The sequence below is a fragment of the Streptomyces sp. GL_148 genome (assembly GCF_057834205.1).
In genome coordinates this window covers 6,227,425-6,243,572 of the sequence record NZ_CM174396.1, presented here as the reverse complement: position 1 = coordinate 6,243,572, position 16,148 = coordinate 6,227,425, and the positions used below count along the sequence as shown (strand labels likewise).

The window sequence follows — 16,148 nt, the reverse complement described above, 5'->3', positions numbered from 1 at the left end:
CGCCGGACTCTACCTTTCACGTTCGGTTTCGCCCATGAAGGTGCAGGGCACATCCGACGTTAAAGGAATGGGCCCCCCACCTGGCGCAACGCCGCTCGGCGGCCTTGTCCGAGGTGGGAAAGGCGGAAGAAAGGCAGGGACGGAAGAGCGGAAAGAAAGAAGGGACGCCGAAGCGTCCCTTGCAGATCATGCGGTTCCGTTGATCGAGCGACGAGGGAGCGCGGATCAGGTGAGCGCAGGCTCCGCCTGGGGTACGTCGAGGTCGATGCTGTCAAGCAGCGAGTCTCCGTGCTGTGCGGCGGCCGCGTTCAGAGCGTCGTTTTCGGACTGGATTCGTCCGAGCTCGGACTCGAGGTCCTGGACGCGCTGCTGAAGCCGTCGCATCTCGGCGAGGAGTCGCGGGTCGGAACCGCCGACGTAACCGAGAAGCGCCTTTGCCATGATGGATGGTCCTCCACACTGAGTGACCGACCGAAGCGGTGTGGGTCGTGAGGGAATCGCACCCGCGGATGTCCGGCAGCGACTGTCAGTCACTGCATCGATCTTTAGCTGACACTGTGTACTGCCAGCACTGCCAAACAGCTCAGGTGCGCGGGGCTTCCAGCGTCTCACCAAAAAGTTTGACGGTCAACACGATCACGCCCCGTATCGGCGGGCATCCCGGGCCCCGCAAGGGGCGTGGAGATCATCCTCGTCTCCGAGCCTTCCACGGATCCGCCGCGGCGGCAACGCGTCGGCGACGAATGCGCAGTTCCGACCGCATGCGGACCATCCGGCGATGTGTTCAGTACATGATCAGTCGATCGCTCACCGGATCGCGAACCCGTCGTAGCCGCCGCGCGGTGTGCCCCAGATCTCCGTCACCCCGTCCACGCTCCCGGGCGTGTCGGCGCCGTGCAGCCACTCCAGGAGCCGGTGGCAATTCTCACGTTGACCTTCGGCCACCACCTGTACTCGCCCGTCGTCCAGGTTGAGCGCGAAGCCGATCAGTCCGCCGATCTCCATGGCGTTGGCCCTGGTGAACCAGCGGAAGCCCACTCCCTGTACACGGCCGCGCACCCAGGCGGTCATCCGCACGTCTTCATTCATGCCTGAACGCTAACCGGGCAAACAATTCCGGGTCACCTCACCCCCTCTCGCCATGGCGTACAGTCGCGCAGCAATGAGCTCACCCATTTGGGTGAGTAAAGGTTGATCTTGAAGTGCTGATCCCGCAGTGGATCTCAAACCCCCCAGGAAGGTGAGCCGCGATGGGACGCCACCGACTCCACGCCGCGCCGCGCCCCGGCGCCAAGCGCCGCGCCGCCCTGCGAGGCGGTCTGCTCGGCGCATCCGTGGCCGTGGTCCTCGGCACGGCTGCCGTCACCACGGGCGTCCTCCCGGTCGGCTCCTCCTTCCCCTACGTAGGGGTCACGGCCGCGGGCTCCGACGCGAAGACCTCGGACGCCAAGACCCAGGCTTCGCCGAGCCCCGAGAGCGCGCTGTCGCAGCAGGGCGGCCTCGCCAACCTCTCCGGCCGGGCTTCCGCGGGAGCGGGCACCCCTTCCTCCTCCCCCACTCCCACCCCCTCCGCCTCGCCGACCCCGTCGGCCAGCCCTTCCCCGTCCCCCTCCACGGAGCCGGCGAAGACCCCGAAGGCGAGCCCCACCCCGACCCCGGTGAAGCCGAAGCCTTCCGCGCCGAAGCCCTCCGCCCCCGCGGCCCCGGCGGCCCCGCCCACCTCGGCCGGGCACTCCGCCGAGGAGAGCGCCGTACTCACCCTGGTGAACCAGGAGCGCGCACAGGCCGGCTGCGGTCCGGTCCGGGCGAACCCGCCGCTGGCGGCGCTGGCCGGAGCCTTCAGCAAGGACATGGCCGTCCGGGGCTTCTTCGACCACACCGACCCCGACGGCAACACCCCGTGGGACCGCGCCACCAAGGCCGGCATATCGGGGATGGGCGGCGAGAACATCGCCCGCGGCCAGGGTGACGCGGCGGCCGTGATGAAGGCCTGGATGAACAGCCCCGGCCACAAGGCCAACATCCTCAACTGCGAGTTCCGCACCCTGGGCGTCGGCGTGTACAACGCCGCCGGCGGCCCCTGGTGGACCCAGGACTTCGGCTTCTAGCAGCGGAAACGGGCGGGGGCACGGTCGCGCGCGGCGGATATCGCCGCGCGCGACCGTGCCCCCGCCCGTTTCTCCGTACCTCGCCCCGGCCGGGCGGGCAGCGCCCGGCACCAGGGCCGTACGTCAGCCCGTCAGCGCGTCAGCCCGTCAGGCCGACGCCAGGGCGGCGCGGCCGGCGAGCAGGACACGGGTCTGCTCGGTGACGCGGCTGCCGAGGTGCTCGGCGGTGGCGATGTCGGCCTTGTGGACGAACTCGGCACCCTGGTCACTGTTGGACTGTGCGGCGGCGCCGTCGAAGAAGCCGAGGCGGTTGAGGTCGTTCTCGGAGCCGGTGCTGGAGTTCCAGCCCGGCTTCAGGCCCAGGTTGACCCAGCTCATGCCGTGCTGCGAAGCCAGCGTCTGGAAGTAGTCGAGGGTGTTTCCCTTGTCGCCGGACTTGGAGCCGGAGTTGGTGAAGCCCGCGGCGACCTTGTCCTGCCAGCCGCCCGCGAACCAGATCTTCGAGGTGGCCTCGGCGAAGACGTGGAAGGCGCCGGAGGCGGTGCCCATGTAGGTCGGAGCGCCGAAGACGATGGCGTCGGACGCGGTCAGGAGCTCCCACTGCGCGTCGTCGATCTCGTCGACCTTGATCAGGTGCACGGTCGCACCGGCCTCGAGGGCGCCGGCCTTGACTGCCTCGGCGATCACGGCGGTGTGGCCGAAGCCGGAGTGGTAGGCGATCGAGACGACGGGGGCGTAGGTGATTGCAGACAAGGCGGGTCTCCCTCGGAAAACACCGTGGCGGGTCACGGTGGTGCGTGGTGCGTGGTTCGTAACTACCCCGAGGAAAGCACTAACTTTTAGAAAGCGCAACCTGGATGGTCGGCGCTGCGTAGGAGTAGGCTGAATCCATGCAGACTCCAGGGTGTGGCGAGGCCGGGGACGACGGCGCGCCCGAACAGGCCTCCGACGCCTCCGGCGCTTTCGATGTGTTCGCCCGTGCGTGCCCGTCCCGCGAGACGCTGGAACACGTCACGGGTCGCTGGGGCAGCCTCACGGTCGGCGCCCTGTCCAAGGGGCCGTGCCGTTTCAACGAGCTGCGCCGCCGCGTGGACGGCATCAGCGAGAAAATGCTCTCCCAGACCCTGCACGCGCTGGAACGCGACGGCATCGTCAACCGGGAGGCCCAGCCGACCAACCCGCCCCGGGTCGACTACGAGCTGACCCCGTTCGGAGCGGCGGTCGCGGAGCGCGTGGACGCGCTCATCGGACTCCTGGAGGACAGCATGCCCGCCGTGCTCTCCTCCAGGTCCGCCTACGACACCACGCGCGAAGGCCGCTGACAGCGCGGGCAGAAGTAGCTCGACCGGTTCATCCAGGGCCGGCGCCGCATCGGAGTGCCGCAGCGCCGGCAGGGCTCGTCCTCCCGCCCGTAGGCGTCGAGGGAGCGGTCGAAGTAGCCGGACTCGCCGTTGACGTTGACGTAGAGGCTGTCGAAGCTGGTTCCGCCGACGGCGAGGGCCTCGTTCATGACGTCCCGGACATGGCCGAGGAGTTCCGTGCTCCGGGGGCGCGTGAGCGTGGCCGTGGGGCGCTCGTAGTGCAGCTTGGCGCGCCAGAGCGATTCGTCCGCGTAGATGTTGCCGACCCCGCTGATCAGCGACTGGTCGAGCAGCGCCCGCTTGACGGTGGTGCGCTTGGCACGCAGCGCCAGGTGGTAGGCCCCCTCGTCGAAGAGCGGGTCCAGGGGGTCCCGCGCGATGTGCGCGATGACGTCGGGCAGGCCCTCCGCGCTGTCGGGGACGCAGGGGTGGAGCGACAGTCCACCGAAGGTCCGCTGGTCGACGAAGCGCAGCTCGGTCCCGGCACCGTCCCCGAAGCGCACCCGGATGCGCAGGTGTTTCTCGTCGGGGGCCCCCTCGGGCTGTACGAGGAGCTGCCCGCTCATCCCGAGGTGCCCGAGCACGGAGTGCTCACGCTCCTCCAGCGGCAGCCACAGGTACTTGCCGCGCCGCCTGGGCACCCCGAAGGTCGCCCCCGTGAGCCGCGCCGCGAAATCGGCGCCGCCGCCCTCGTGCCGGCGTACGGCGCGCGGGTGCAGGACCTCGACGGCCGTGACGGTCCGCCCGGCCACCCAGCGTTCCAGCCCGCGCCGCACCACTTCGACCTCGGGCAGCTCGGGCACGGTGTTCCTCCGGAGGGTTCGGATCGGGCTCTCTCCCGCGAGCGTACCGACTTGCCCTGCGGGCTCGCCCCCTACCCGCATTTCCCGGCCGGCACCCGGAAACGGGTCCGCCCCGCCACCTGCCGGAGCAGGTGGCGGGGCGGGGAGTTCCCGGAAGAACGGGTCAGGCGTTCGACGTCGGATCGGCGGGGGTCGTCGCCCCGTCGTCCTCGGCCGGAGCCGCGGCCTCGGTCGCGGCCGGAGCCTGGACCTCGGCCTGAGCAACGCCGTCCACGGAAGTCGCCGCGGTACTGATACCGCGCCACGCAGACTCGGCCGCCTGCTGTTCCGCTTCCTTCTTGCTGCGTCCGACGCCGGAGCCGTAGGAGACGCCACCGACGCGCGCGGCGGCGGTGAAGGTCTTCTCGTGGTCCGGGCCGGTCTCGGTGACCAGGTATTCCGGCACGCCCAGACCTTCGGCCGCCGTGAGCTCCTGGAGACTGGTCTTCCAGTCCAGGCCGGCACCGAGGTTCGAGGACTTCTCGATGAGCGGGTCGAAGAGCCGGTGAACCAGCTCCGAGGCCGCGTCGAGGCCCTGATCGAGGTAGACCGCGCCGATCACCGCTTCAAGGGTGTCGGCGAGGATGGAGGCCTTGTCCCGGCCACCCGTGCCCTCTTCGCCCCGGCCGAGCCGGATGAAGGAGCCGAGTTGAAGGCCGCGGCTGACCTCCGCCAGTGCACGCGAGTTGACTACCGCGGCCCGCAGTTTGGCCAGTTGGCCTTCCGGCAGGTCGGGGTGGGTCGTGTACAGCGTGTCCGTGACCACCAGGCCCAGCACGGAGTCCCCGAGGAACTCCAGCCGTTCGTTGGTGGGCAGACCGCCGTTCTCGTACGCGTACGAGCGGTGGGTCAGCGCACGCACCAGAAGGGCGGACTCGAGTCGATACCCGAGCCGCCCTTCCAGAAGCACGTGGGACGAGGCCGCGTTGTTACTGACTGCCTGCTTCTCAGCGTGGGACAGCTCAGACATTGCGCCTCTCACCAGCCGCTCAGACCTCGAGGACCTGGCGCTTGTTGTAGGTGCCGCAGCTCGGGCACGCAATGTGCTGGAGCTTCGGCTCCTGGCAACGCTCACACGAAACCAGGGTGGGGACCGCAGCCTTCCACTGCGACCGGCGGTGGCGCGTGTTGCTGCGCGACATCTTCCGCTTCGGAACAGCCACGGCTACTTCTCCTGCTTCTCGGCGGCGCTCTGAACTCCGTCGGAGGCAGTGCCGCTCATATTGTCCTTCTCGACGCCCTGATCGGTGACGAGTCCCTGCAATGCCGCCCAACGGATGTCGACGGCGTCATGGTGGTGGTCCGGGTCGTCGTTCAGGCTGAGCCCGCAATCGGGGCACAGTCCGAGACAGTCCTCCCGGCACACCGGCTGCAGCGGCAGTGCGAGCACCACCACATCGCGCAGCACGGATTCGAGGTCGAACAAACCGTCCTCGAGAAAGAGCGTGTCCTCGTCGTCCTCGGCGTCGTCGGCCGGCTCCGCCTTGGAGCGGATCCGGTCGTCGGCGTCAGGGTACGAGAACATCTCCTGGAAGTCCGCCTTGAGCTCACACTCGACGGCCTCCAGACACCTTACGCATTCCCCGGTTGCCGAGCCACGGGCGGTGCCTGTGACAAGCACCCCTTCCATGACCGACTCCAGGCGGAGCTTGAGGTTCAGCCGGCTGCCTTCCGGCACTCCGATGACACCGGCGAGACCGAGGTCCGCCGGCGCCGCGATCTCGCGGGACAGCCGCAGCATGGCACCAGGACGCCGACCCAGCTCGTGCGTGTCGAACACGAGGGGGTTGCGGTGGTCGAGGTGGGTGTTCAGGGCTGTTCCCGCTTTCACAAAATCACTGGAGACTGCTGAAGATCAAGATTTCCGCCACTCAAGGGCAGCATGGATCGCGGTGCATACGCGCGACCGAAGAGCCAGGATACCCGCCGCTTCGCTCTGAGCCCAATCCTGGTCCGAGGCGAGCTCAGCGGCCCTGCTCGTACTGGCGCAGCTGGTCCAGATTGATCATGCTCGTGTCGAAGAAGCTGGTCTCGTCGAGCGCCGCCTGCTGGTCCTGTACGGGCTGGGGCTGCTGCTGGTAGCCGCCGTACGGGTCGGGCTGCTGCTGGTCGTACGAGACCGCGTACGGGTCGGGCTGCTGCTGGACCTGCTGGTAGCCGGAGTAGGGGTCCTGGTACGCGTAGGCGTCCTGCTGGACGGGCTGCTGGACCGGCTGCTGGTAGGCATAGGCGTCGTACGCCGGCTGCGGCTCGGGCTGCGCCTGCGCGGGGATCAGCGGCGCCTGCGGCTCGGCCAGCCCCGCCAGGAAGTCCGCGTCGCTGGAGGAGCGCGACTGCTGGTGCCCCGCCGCGTCCTGGGCGGCCATGTGGGCGCCGAGGTCGTCGGTGGCCACGCGGCCGAGGAGCTTCTGCCGGCCCCGGCCGACGGCCTCCAGGGTCTTGGAGAGCACCGCTTCGAAGGTCGCCAGCTTGGTGTCCACGTACGCGTCCGCCTGCTGCCGCTGCGTCTCGGGGTCGTGGCTGCGCTCGGGCGCCTCGGCGTCGGGGTAGCCCTGCTCGTCGAGCCCGGCCCCCCGGCCCAGCAGCTTCTCGCGGCCCCGGTCCACCGAGCCGATGGTCTTGGTGAGGACGACCTCGAAGTTCGCGAGCTTGCTGTCGACGTAGTCGTCGGCCTCGGCCTTGACCTCGTCCGCCTCCCGGCGGGCCTCCGCCAGGATCCGGTCCGCCTCGGCCTGGGAGCGCCGCGCGACCTCGGTGTCGGAGATCAGCGAACCGCGCTGGGCGTGCGCCGACTCGATGATCCGGTCGGCCTCGCGGCGGGCCTCCTCGACCATCTGCTCCCGGCCGCCGATGAGCTCCTGGGCCTGTGCGAGCGAGCCCGGCAGGGCGCCCCGCACTTCTTCGAGCAGGGCGAGCAGCTCGGCGCGGTTGATCACGCACGAGGCCGACATGGGCATGGACCGGGCGCTGCCGACGGCCGCGACGATCTCGTCGAGCTTCTTCTGCACGTCCATGGGTGCTCGCACTCTCTCGGCCCCGGGCGGTTCCCGAGACGGACGGGACGACTGTAAGGCCACCGGCCCGGGAGCCGACACCGGCTGATGCCGGGTCAGGGTGCGCCGACGGCCGGGTCAGCGCCGGGGCAGGCGCTCCAGCAGCGCGGCGTGCACGTGTGCGGGCAGCAGGTGGGCCACGTCGCCGCCCCAGGCCGCCACTTCCTTGACCAGGGAGGAGGACAGGAAGCTGTAGGTGGGGTTGGTCGGGACGAAGAGCGTCTCGACGCCCGACAGGCCGATGTTCATCTGGGCCATCTGCAGCTCGTAGTCGAAGTCGCTGACGGCGCGCAGGCCCTTGACGATGGCCGGGATCTCCCGCTGCTTGCAGAAGTCGACGAGGAGCCCGTGGAAGGACTCGACCACGATGTTGCCGTAGCCGGCGGTCGCCTCGCGGATCAGCTCGATCCGCTCCTCGACGGTGAAGAGCCCCTGCTTGGACTGGTTGATCATCACGGCGACGTGGACCACGTCGTAGAGCCGCGAGGCCCTGCCGATGATGTCGAGGTGTCCGTTGGTGATGGGGTCGAACGACCCCGGACAGACGGCGCGGCGCAACTGCATTCCCTCGTTCCCGGGTGCGGGCTTCATGACTCTTCGCTGATGGAGGCGGCGCGACCGTACCAAAGGGTGCCCTCGCCGTACTTCCTGGAGCGCAGCGGCTCGAAGCCGTCCGGCCACGGGAAGGCCCCGCTGCGGGTCCTGCGCTCCACGGTGACGAGCGCGTCGTCGGTGAGCCAGCCATTGGACCGGAGTGTGAGGAGGATCTCGCAGAGGTGTGCGTTCTCGACCTCGTACGGCGGGTCCAGGAAGACCATGTCGTACGGGTCCCCGTGCGCGGCGCCGGCCACGATCTGCTCGGCCTTGCCGGACCGGAATTCGGCGCCGGGCAGGCCGACCGAGGTGATGTTGTCCTTGATCGCCTTGGCGGCCTTGGCGTCGGGCTCGACCAGCAGCGCGTGGTCCGCGCCGCGGGAGAGCGCCTCCAGGCCGACGGCGCCGGAACCGGCGTAGAGGTCGAGGACGCGGGCCCCCTCGACTCCGTGCAGGGACTCCCAGGTGGAGAACAGGCCTTCGCGCATCCGGTCCGAAGTGGGGCGGGTGCCGGTGCCGGGCGGTACGGCGAGGCGTCGCCCGCCGGCGCTTCCGGCGATCACGCGGGTCATCTGGGGTCCTTCGGTGAGCGGGGCGGAGGGTGGTGCAGGCCTTCAACGATAGGTCGTGCCCGTCACCCCTTCTCCAGGTACTGCTCGCGCTCGGTGTCCAGCAGGGCGTCCAGGGCGGTCCGCAGGCCCGGCAGCTCCGTGAGCTCGGGGTCGGCGGCGACCACGCGGGTGGCCTCCTCCCGGGCCTGGGTGATGACCTCCTCGTCCTCGATGACCGCGAGCATCCGCAGCGAGGAGCGCACGCCGGACTGGGCCTGGCCCAGCACGTCGCCCTCGCGGCGCTGCTCCAGGTCGATGCGGGAGAGCTCGAAGCCGTCCAGGGTGGCGGCGACGGCCGCGAGCCGGGCGCGGGCGGGGCTGGCCTCGTGCATCTCGCTGACCAGCAGGCAGAGGCCCGGGGCGGAGCCGCGGCCGACGCGGCCGCGGAGCTGGTGGAGCTGGGAGACGCCGAAGCGGTCCGCGTCCATGATCACCATCACGGTCGAGTTCGGGACGTTCACGCCGACCTCGATGACGGTGGTGGCGACCAGCACCTTGACCTCGCCCGCGGTGAAGCGGCGCATCACGTCGTCCTTGTCGGCGGGGTCCATCCGCCCGTGCAGCACCTCGACGGACAAACCGGCCAGGGGCCCCCGGGTGAGCTGCTCGGCGATCTCCAGCACCGCGAGCGGGGGCCGCTTGTCGCCGTCCTCCTCGGCCGCCGCCTTCTTCTTCCCGCCCTTGGCGCCCTTGGCACCCTTGCCGTTCTCGTCCTCCCCGTCGCCGATGCGCGGGCAGACCACGTACGCCTGGTGGCCGTTCTCCACTTCCTCGCGGACCCGCTCCCAGGCCCGGGCCAGGAAGTGCGGCTTGTCCTTGGCGGGCACCACGTGGGTGGCGATCGGGGAGCGGCCGGCGGGGAGCTGGTCCAGTACGGAGGTCTCCAGATCGCCGAAGACGGTCATGGCGACCGTCCGCGGGATCGGGGTGGCGGTCATGACGAGCAGGTGCGGGGGCTGCTTTCCCTTGGAGCGCAGGGCGTCGCGCTGTTCCACGCCGAAGCGGTGCTGTTCGTCGACGACGACCAGGCCGAGGTCGTGGAACTGCACCTTGTCCTCGATCAGGGCGTGCGTGCCGATCACGAGCCCGGCCTCGCCGGTGATCAGGTCGAGCAGCGCCCGGCGCCGCGCGGGCACCCCCATCGAGCCGGTGAGCAGCACCACTTTGGTGCCCCGGTCGGAGCCGCCGAGCATGCCGCCCTCGGCGAGCTCGCCCATCATCTCGGTGATGGACCGGTGGTGCTGCTGCGCGAGCACCTCGGTCGGCGCGAGCATGGCGGCCTGCCCGCCGGAGTCGACGACGGCGAGCATGGCCCGCAGCGCGACCATCGTGTTGTGCGTGACGGTGAAGTTGTCGGTCACGTAGGCATGGCTCGGATGCTCGACGCTGATGCACTGGACAGGCTTCGGGCCAACGTGCTCCACGGCGCGAATACCGCGCCGGAACGTGTTGTACTTCGGCCTCGGCCGCATGCGGGCCGCCTTGCGCGACAGCCTGAACGGCTCGAACTCCTCGGGCAGCGCGACTGAGACGTTGAAGGCTGCCTTCTTGGCCAGCACCCGGGCACGTCCGCCGAGAGACCGCACGAGCCAGGCCACGTCCTCCGCCAGTCGGCGCGAGGCAGAGCAGAACGAAATGCTCATTCCGTTCGCGTCAAGCGTTCCGTCCGTGTCCATGAGCCCTTGAAGGACCGCCAGGCGTTCCTTGACCGGTGCGTTCTTGTAGACGTCCGGGACGAATTTGTCGTGGGAGGTCGCACCCCACAGCCCTAGGTCTCGAACCGCCTGGATGACGGGATTCCGGCGAGTGCCGCCCTTCGGTCCGCTCATCCGGATCGTGTAGTCGCACCGGGATCCGGGAACCGCGGCCATCTCGCAGCCCGGGGCCACCTCGGCCGCGACCGCAGCCAGAATTTCCGCGTCCGCGGTGGACAGCCGCAGGTTGTGCCGGAACGACCCGTCCCCGATGAGTACACCCATCAGGTAAGGATCAAGGGGTTGGCCATCGCCGCTCGCAAGGTCCACAGGTACCGCTACCGGCAGGTACCACTTGGAAGATCCATTGGCCTTGTACAGGTCCGACCGGATCTCCCTCGTGGTCATGACTTTGGGTTCCTGGCCGCGGTGCCATCCACAGCTGGTGCCGACGATCCACAGGTGTTCGTCGTCGCACTCGACCGTGCTCCCGTCCGAGAGCACCACCCGCCACACCTCGCGCTCTCCTTGTGGGAAGACACCCCCGACGATCGCGACCTCACCGGTCGGCACCACCACCTCGTCCCCGACCTCGATCTGGCCCATCGGCCGGAACCCCATCGGTGTCAGAACTTGGGCGTCGAGCGGTTGAGCCTTGCCCGAGCCGACTTCGCCCTGGAGGAGGCGGTGCATGGGGTGCTCGGTGGCGAGGTCGTCGAAGATCTCTTTCGAGACGGTCTGCTGGCCTTCGGTGAGGGTGAAGGGGAGCTTGGCGTCGAAGGATTCGAGGAGGCCGCCGGGGGTGGGGCGGCGGGGTACGGCCGGGAGCTGGGAGTCGGCGTGCCGGCGGCGGGCCAGGGCGACCTGGAGGACGAAGGCCTCGTCCCACTTGAGGCGCCCGCGGGCGTCCTCGATGTCGGCCTTGGTGACCGGGCGGTGGATCTTCAGCAGGGCTTCGGTGAGCGGGACCAGCCCGCGGTCCTCGCGCAGGGCGCCGGGCAGCGGGTCGACGACCTCCTGGGCCCTGGGGAGCACCGCGTCCACACACTTGGCGATCTTCCAGGACTCCAGCTTCGCGCAGGCCGGGTAGATCGGGATGAGCTGGCTCGCGAAGGCGGTGGCCGCGTCCCGGTCGGAGGCGTCCGCGCCGAGCGGCTCGTAGGCGGGGTGGGCGAGCTGGAGCTTGTGGTTGAACATCCCGACCTTGCCCGCGAACATCGCGCGGCTGCCGGGCAGCAGTTCCTTGTGCGGTTTGTGGACGCCCGACCCGAAGAAGACGAGCTGGAGGCGTCCGCTGCCGTCGGTGATGGTGACTTCGAGGCGCTTTCCGCCGCCCCGGCTGCCCTGGTACGTCAGCAGGCGCGCGTCGGCGACCTGCGCGACCACCGTGACGTGTTCGTCGATCTGGTCGGCGAGTTCGGCCAGCGAGGTCAGCTCGCCGCGCTCCGCGTACCGCCGGGGGTAGTGGTGGAGCAGGTCCAGGGCCGTGTGCAGGCCGAGCTGCTCGGCCAGCACCTTGGCGGTGGCGGGGCCGAGGGTCTTCTTGAGGTCTTCGTCGAGCGCGGGCACGTGTTCCATTGCACACCATCGGGCCGACAACCCGGCTATTCCACCCCGATGAGCAGCGGCGCGGACCAGCGCCCGCCCTGGTAGGTGACGGTGTCGACGGCGAGGTGGCCGTGCTGGACGTACGCCTCCAGGCGCTCGGCCAGCGCCTCCGGCACCTCGGGGCCCAGGACCAGGGTGACGAGTTCGCCGCCGGATCCGAGCATGCGGGCCAGGACGGCCTCGGCGGTTTCGGCCAGGCCGGTGCCGATGACGGCCACGTCGCCGTCGATGAGGCCGAGCACGTCGCCGGCCTGGCAGATGCCGGCCGAGGTGAAGGACTGCCGTTCGGCGACGGCGAGTTCGCCGTAGCGGGTGGCTCCGGCGGCCGCCGTCATGGCGACCACGTCCTCGTCAAAGGTGCCGTCCGGGTCGTGCACGGCGAGCGCGGCCAGGCCCTGGACCTCGGAGCGGGTGGGGATGACGGCGACCCGTACGCCTTCGGCGCGCGCCTGCTGGGCGGCGGCCGCCGCGACCGCCCGCAGTTCGGCGCCGTTCGGGAGCAGGACGACCTCGCGGGCGTGCGCCTCGCGGATGGCGTCGGCCAGTTCGGCGACGGCCGGCGGTTCCCCGGGCCGGGCGAGCACGGTGGTGGCGCCCGCCTCTCCGCACAGTCCGGCCAGCCCCTCGCCCTGGACCACGGCGACGACCGCGCGCTGGGAGCGCTCGCCGCGGGCCCGGCGGCGTTCGTCGCCGAAGTGCGTGATGCGGATCCGGTACGGCCGTCCGGCGACCACCGCGGCCTCCACGGCCGCGCCGGGGTCGTCGACGTGGACGTGGACGTTCCACAGCCCGCCGCCGCCGACCACCACGAGGGAGTCGCCGAGGGCGTCGAGCCGGGTGCGCAGCCGGTCGACCTCGGTCTCGGCGGCCTCCAGCAGGTAGATCACCTCGTAGGCGGGTCCGCCGTGCTCCTCGGCGCAGGGCTCCTGCGGCCCCGGTACGGGCACGGTCCGGCCGCGTACCGGTTCGGGGGCCGGCTCCCGCCCGGACAGCGCCTGCCACAGGGCCCCGAGTACGGCGACGAGTCCGCAGCCCCCGGCGTCGACCACCCCGGCCCGCCCCAGCACGGCCAGTTGCCCCGGGGTTTCGGCGAGGGCCGCGCGGGCTCCGTCGTAGGCGGCCCCGGCCACGTCGGCAGTGGTCTCGGCGGCCCGGGCGGCGGCCTCGGCGGCCCGGGCGGCGGCGGTGGCGACGGTGAGCATGGTGCCCTCCACCGGGTGCGCGACGGCCCGGTACGCCTCCTCGGCGGCCCGGGTCAGCGCCTGCGCGAGCAGCCGCGCGGGATCACGGTCGGCGGGATCACGGTCGGCGGGCTCGTCGCCGAGTACGTCGGCCACTCCGCGCAGCAGCTGCGCGAGGATCGTCCCGGAGTTGCCCCGGGCGCCTATCAGGGCGCCGTGCGCGAAGGCCCGTACGGCCTCGGAGAGGGAGGCCGCGGCTGTGCCGTCCGTCACTGCGGCGAGGAGGTCGGCGAGCTCGCGGTCGGCCGATTCGGCGGTCAGGTAGAGGTTGGTGCCGGTGTCCGCGTCGGCGACGGGATAGACGTTGATCGCGTCGATGTCCTCGCGGGCCCGGCCCAGTGCGGCCAGGGCCAGCGAGCTCCAGGTGCGTACCGCTTCGGCGTTCAGGGGGTACGGCTGAGGCTGGTGCGCCACCGGGCGTTCCTCCTTGTGCGGGCCAGGGTTCACCGCAGGGTAACGAAGGACTGCCGGGCGGGCGGGACCCCGGGGCGGGGGTGGCCGTGGACATGGTAGTTTTCTTGGACCGAGGCAGTCGTTGTATGCTGCTCCGGTTGCCCGATGAGAGTCGGGCCATTCCCCCCGGCAAACCACTTCAGATCTCTGATACCGGTGCGCCGGGATTCACTGTAAGTGCATCTGAAGTCTTTGGAGTGACCTGTGGCTGCCAACTGCGACGTTTGCGCCAAGGGGCCGAGCTTCGGCAACAGCATTTCCCACTCGCACCGCCGCACCTCGCGTCGCTGGAACCCGAACATCCAGCGTGTCCGTGCCGTGGTCAATGGGACGCCGAAGCGCCTCAACGCCTGCACCTCGTGCATCAAGGCCGGCAAGGTCTCGCGCTGACGCCTTCCGTCGTAGCGCAGCCCTTTCCGGTTGCCAAAGAGGCCGGTCCCCTGGTGGACCGGCCTCTTGCATTGCCTGAAACGCCTGTAGGGGTCAGTTACCGATTTCGGTAACTGACCCCTACAGGCGTTTGTGGCCTTCAGGCGCTCGGGCGGTGCCACCGCCACGCGTGGTCCACCGGGCCGATGCCCGCGCCCAGGGCGAACCCGGCGGCAATGGCGCCGGTGACGTACTCCTTGGCCCCGGTGACGGCCTCCGGGACGGTCCGGCCCTTGGCCAGGCCCGCGGCGATCGCGCTGGCGAGCGTGCAGCCGGTGCCGTGGGTGTGCCGGTTGTCGTGGCGCGGCGCCCGCAGCCAGAGTTCGTCGGAGCCGTCCGTGAGGAGGTCCACGGCCTCGTTCCCGTGGGCGGCGAGGTGGCCGCCCTTGATCAGCGCCCACGCGGGCCCGTACGCGAGGACCGCGTCGGCGGCCCGGCGCATGTCGTCCTCGCTCTCCACGACGACTCCGGTGAGCTGGGTCACCTCGTCCAGGTTCGGCGTGGCCACGGTGGCCCGGGGCAGCAGTTCCTTCCGTACGGCGTCCAGCGCCGTGGCGGCGAGGAGCGCGTCCCCGTGCTTGGAGACGCCGACCGGGTCCACGACGGCCGGGGCGGCGGTCGCGGCGAGCAGCTCGGCCACGGTCTCCACGAGGGCGGCGGACGACAGCATCCCCGTCTTCACGGCCTGGACGCCGATATCGTCCACCACGGCCCTGTACTGGCCCTTGACGGCCTCAGCGGGCAGTTCCCAGACGCCTTTGACGCCCAGCGAGTTCTGCGCGGTCACAGCCGTCACCACGCTCATCCCGTGGACCCCGAGCGCCAGCATCGTCTTCAGGTCGGCCTGGATGCCCGCACCGCCGCCGGAGTCGGATCCGGCGACGGTCAGACACAGCGGCGGGTGCGGGCGGGCTAGGGGGGATCCGCTCATCGCGGGGTGTCCTCCGCGGCCGTGTCGCCGCCGAAGTGGTCCCAGCCGCCGGTGGAGGCCCAGGGGGCGCCGTCGACGGTCACCTGGGGCAGCGCGGAGCGGTTCTGGACCTCGCCGATGACCTTCCAGCGGGCCGGGAGCTTCACGTCCGGCGGGAAGGTGGCGACGATCGCGTGGTCCTCTCCCCCGGTGAGGACCCACTGGAGCGGGTCCACGCCGACGGCCTGCCCGATGTCGTGCATCTGCGACGGGATGTCGACGGCCGCCGAGCGCAGGTCGATCCGTACCTTGCTGGCCTCGGCGATGTGCCCGAGGTCCGCGATCAGGCCGTCGCTGACGTCGGTCATGGCGGTGGCGCCGAGTCCGGCGGCCGCGGGGCCCGCGTGGTACGGCGGCTCGGGGCGGCGGTGGGCCTCGACGAAGGCCCGCGGCGAGCGGAAGCCGCGCGAGAGCACCGCGAAGCCGGCCGCGGACCAGCCGAGCCAGCCGGTCACGGCCACGACGTCGCCGGGCTGGGCGCCGGAGCGCAGCACGGGTTCGTGGTTGCGCAGGTCGCCGAGCGCGGTGATGGCCACGGTGATGATGTCGCCGCGGACGACGTCGCCGCCGACCACGGCCGCGCCGGCGACCTGGCATTCGTCGCGGATGCCGTCCATCAGCTCGGTGGGCCAGGTGGCCGGCAGCTCGGCCGGTACGACGAGGCCGAGCAGCAGCGCCGTCGGCACCGCGCCCATGGCGGCGATGTCGGCGAGGTTCTGCGCGGCGGCCTTGCGGCCGACGTCGTAGGCCGTGGACCAGTCGCGCCGGAAGTGCCTGCCCTCCAGCAGGATGTCCGTGCTCGCCACGACCCGCCGGTCGGGGGCCGACACCACCGCGGCGTCGTCGCCCGGGCCGACCCGGACCGCCGGGGTGGTGGTGAGCCGTGAGGTGAGCTCCCGAATGAGCCCGAACTCCCCCAGCTCGCCCACAGTGCCCTTCATCGCTGTGCCCCTTCTTGCCCAGTCCGCTTGCGGTCGCGAGCCGTCACAGCTCTGGGTACCGTCAACAGATACGTCAACTTCTGCTCTCCGTACGCCCGGCTCTGCGCGCTGCCGGACCCGCGGGTCTCCCCGCGGCGCTCGGCGACGCGGTACCGTGGCGTCCCTTCTTCCCCGGGCCCACCCGTCATCCCCGGGCCCACCCGAAGGGTAGGGGAAATGATCCTCGCGGCCGCCCTGGAGGTT

General features: G+C 70.7%; 17 protein-coding genes. 3 read left to right on the top strand and 14 right to left on the bottom strand.

The genetic code is table 11. The annotated features are described in order from the left end of the window. Positions 1 to 225: 225 nt before the first annotated feature. Complete coding sequence (locus tag AC3IYI_RS28720) at positions 226 to 441, bottom strand: hypothetical protein (protein ID WP_030227372.1); 216 nt, start codon at positions 439 to 441, stop codon at positions 226 to 228. A gap of 366 nt (positions 442 to 807) precedes the next feature. Next, a complete protein-coding gene (locus AC3IYI_RS28715) occupies positions 808 to 1,089 on the bottom strand; it encodes an acylphosphatase (protein WP_383942934.1) in 282 nt (93 codons plus the stop codon). A 161-nt stretch (positions 1,090 to 1,250) separates the two neighbouring features. Between AC3IYI_RS28715 and AC3IYI_RS28710 the strand changes: the two genes are divergently transcribed. After that, positions 1,251 to 2,108 carry a CAP domain-containing protein gene (locus AC3IYI_RS28710; protein ID WP_489406417.1) on the top strand — a complete coding sequence of 286 codons (858 nt, stop codon included), beginning with the start codon at positions 1,251 to 1,253 and terminating at the stop codon, positions 2,106 to 2,108. Positions 2,109 to 2,255: 147 nt separating this feature from the next. Here AC3IYI_RS28710 and AC3IYI_RS28705 read toward each other — a convergent pair whose 3' ends face one another. Further along, positions 2,256 to 2,861, bottom strand: coding sequence for a flavodoxin family protein (locus tag AC3IYI_RS28705; protein WP_489406416.1), 606 nt, complete (start codon positions 2,859 to 2,861; stop codon positions 2,256 to 2,258). A gap of 137 nt (positions 2,862 to 2,998) precedes the next feature. Between AC3IYI_RS28705 and AC3IYI_RS28700 the strand changes: the two genes are divergently transcribed. Continuing rightward, entirely contained in the window at positions 2,999 to 3,430 is a 432-nt protein-coding gene (locus tag AC3IYI_RS28700; protein WP_489406415.1) for a winged helix-turn-helix transcriptional regulator, read from the top strand. Here AC3IYI_RS28700 and mutM read toward each other — a convergent pair. From mutM to AC3IYI_RS28655, 9 genes are all read right to left on the bottom strand, one after another. Then, positions 3,403 to 4,272, bottom strand: coding sequence for a bifunctional DNA-formamidopyrimidine glycosylase/DNA-(apurinic or apyrimidinic site) lyase (mutM, locus tag AC3IYI_RS28695; RefSeq protein ID WP_489406414.1), 870 nt, complete (start codon positions 4,270 to 4,272; stop codon positions 3,403 to 3,405). The genes AC3IYI_RS28700 and mutM overlap by 28 nt on opposite strands. A gap of 163 nt (positions 4,273 to 4,435) precedes the next feature. Beyond that, positions 4,436 to 5,281: a ribonuclease III gene (rnc, locus tag AC3IYI_RS28690; RefSeq protein ID WP_489406413.1), complete on the bottom strand. Its 846-nt coding sequence runs from the start codon at positions 5,279 to 5,281 to the stop codon at positions 4,436 to 4,438. A 19-nt stretch (positions 5,282 to 5,300) separates the two neighbouring features. Beyond that, positions 5,301 to 5,474, bottom strand: a complete 174-nt coding sequence (gene rpmF / locus AC3IYI_RS28685; RefSeq protein ID WP_003965982.1) for a 50S ribosomal protein L32 — start codon at positions 5,472 to 5,474, stop codon at positions 5,301 to 5,303. Positions 5,475 to 5,476: 2 nt separating this feature from the next. After that, positions 5,477 to 6,142: a YceD family protein gene (locus tag AC3IYI_RS28680; protein ID WP_266904102.1), complete on the bottom strand. Its 666-nt coding sequence runs from the start codon at positions 6,140 to 6,142 to the stop codon at positions 5,477 to 5,479. Positions 6,143 to 6,275: 133 nt separating this feature from the next. Then, positions 6,276 to 7,325, bottom strand: coding sequence for an ATP synthase subunit B family protein (locus AC3IYI_RS28675; RefSeq protein ID WP_489406412.1), 1,050 nt, complete (start codon positions 7,323 to 7,325; stop codon positions 6,276 to 6,278). Between the two features lie 117 nt (positions 7,326 to 7,442). Further along, the gene (gene coaD / locus AC3IYI_RS28670) at positions 7,443 to 7,922 is read right to left on the bottom strand and encodes a pantetheine-phosphate adenylyltransferase (protein WP_489411709.1); all 480 of its coding nucleotides are present in this window, start codon (positions 7,920 to 7,922) and stop codon (positions 7,443 to 7,445) included. 29 nt (positions 7,923 to 7,951) lie between these two features. After that, the gene (rsmD, locus tag AC3IYI_RS28665; protein ID WP_489406411.1) at positions 7,952 to 8,530 is read right to left on the bottom strand and encodes a 16S rRNA (guanine(966)-N(2))-methyltransferase RsmD; all 579 of its coding nucleotides are present in this window, start codon (positions 8,528 to 8,530) and stop codon (positions 7,952 to 7,954) included. Positions 8,531 to 8,592: 62 nt separating this feature from the next. Continuing rightward, positions 8,593 to 11,841, bottom strand: coding sequence for a helicase-related protein (locus AC3IYI_RS28660; protein WP_489406410.1), 3,249 nt, complete (start codon positions 11,839 to 11,841; stop codon positions 8,593 to 8,595). Positions 11,842 to 11,867: 26 nt separating this feature from the next. After that, positions 11,868 to 13,526 carry a DAK2 domain-containing protein gene (locus AC3IYI_RS28655; protein WP_489406409.1) on the bottom strand — a complete coding sequence of 553 codons (1,659 nt, stop codon included), beginning with the start codon at positions 13,524 to 13,526 and terminating at the stop codon, positions 11,868 to 11,870. 243 nt (positions 13,527 to 13,769) lie between these two features. Between AC3IYI_RS28655 and rpmB the strand changes: the two genes are divergently transcribed. After that, positions 13,770 to 13,955 carry a 50S ribosomal protein L28 gene (gene rpmB, locus AC3IYI_RS28650; RefSeq protein WP_073911113.1) on the top strand — a complete coding sequence of 62 codons (186 nt, stop codon included), beginning with the start codon at positions 13,770 to 13,772 and terminating at the stop codon, positions 13,953 to 13,955. Positions 13,956 to 14,094: 139 nt separating this feature from the next. On the opposite strand, the gene thiD is transcribed toward rpmB, so the two are convergent. Continuing rightward, positions 14,095 to 14,925, bottom strand: a complete 831-nt coding sequence (gene thiD / locus AC3IYI_RS28645) for a bifunctional hydroxymethylpyrimidine kinase/phosphomethylpyrimidine kinase (protein WP_489406408.1) — start codon at positions 14,923 to 14,925, stop codon at positions 14,095 to 14,097. Beyond that, positions 14,922 to 15,905 carry a thiamine-phosphate kinase gene (locus AC3IYI_RS28640; protein ID WP_489406407.1) on the bottom strand — a complete coding sequence of 328 codons (984 nt, stop codon included), beginning with the start codon at positions 15,903 to 15,905 and terminating at the stop codon, positions 14,922 to 14,924. The genes thiD and AC3IYI_RS28640 overlap by 4 nt, the downstream gene beginning before the upstream one ends. Positions 15,906 to 16,148 lie beyond the last annotated feature (243 nt).

Bases quoted from the DNA above. Each gene is read 5' to 3' on its own strand.
- AC3IYI_RS28640 (WP_489406407.1), bottom strand. From the start codon at position 15,905: ATGAAGGGCACTGTGGGCGAGCTGGGGGAGTTCGGGCTCATTCGGGAG.
- AC3IYI_RS28675 (WP_489406412.1), bottom strand. From the start codon at position 7,325: ATGGACGTGCAGAAGAAGCTCGACGAGATCGTCGCGGCCGTCGGCAGC.
- thiD (WP_489406408.1), bottom strand. From the start codon at position 14,925: ATGAGCGGATCCCCCCTAGCCCGCCCGCACCCGCCGCTGTGTCTGACC.
- rsmD (WP_489406411.1), bottom strand. From the start codon at position 8,530: ATGACCCGCGTGATCGCCGGAAGCGCCGGCGGGCGACGCCTCGCCGTA.
- rnc (WP_489406413.1), bottom strand. From the start codon at position 5,281: ATGTCTGAGCTGTCCCACGCTGAGAAGCAGGCAGTCAGTAACAACGCG.
- AC3IYI_RS28710 (WP_489406417.1), top strand. From the start codon at position 1,251: ATGGGACGCCACCGACTCCACGCCGCGCCGCGCCCCGGCGCCAAGCGC.
- AC3IYI_RS28715 (WP_383942934.1), bottom strand. From the start codon at position 1,089: ATGAATGAAGACGTGCGGATGACCGCCTGGGTGCGCGGCCGTGTACAG.
- AC3IYI_RS28720 (WP_030227372.1), bottom strand. From the start codon at position 441: ATGGCAAAGGCGCTTCTCGGTTACGTCGGCGGTTCCGACCCGCGACTC.
- AC3IYI_RS28700 (WP_489406415.1), top strand. From the start codon at position 2,999: ATGCAGACTCCAGGGTGTGGCGAGGCCGGGGACGACGGCGCGCCCGAA.
- AC3IYI_RS28660 (WP_489406410.1), bottom strand. From the start codon at position 11,841: ATGGAACACGTGCCCGCGCTCGACGAAGACCTCAAGAAGACCCTCGGC.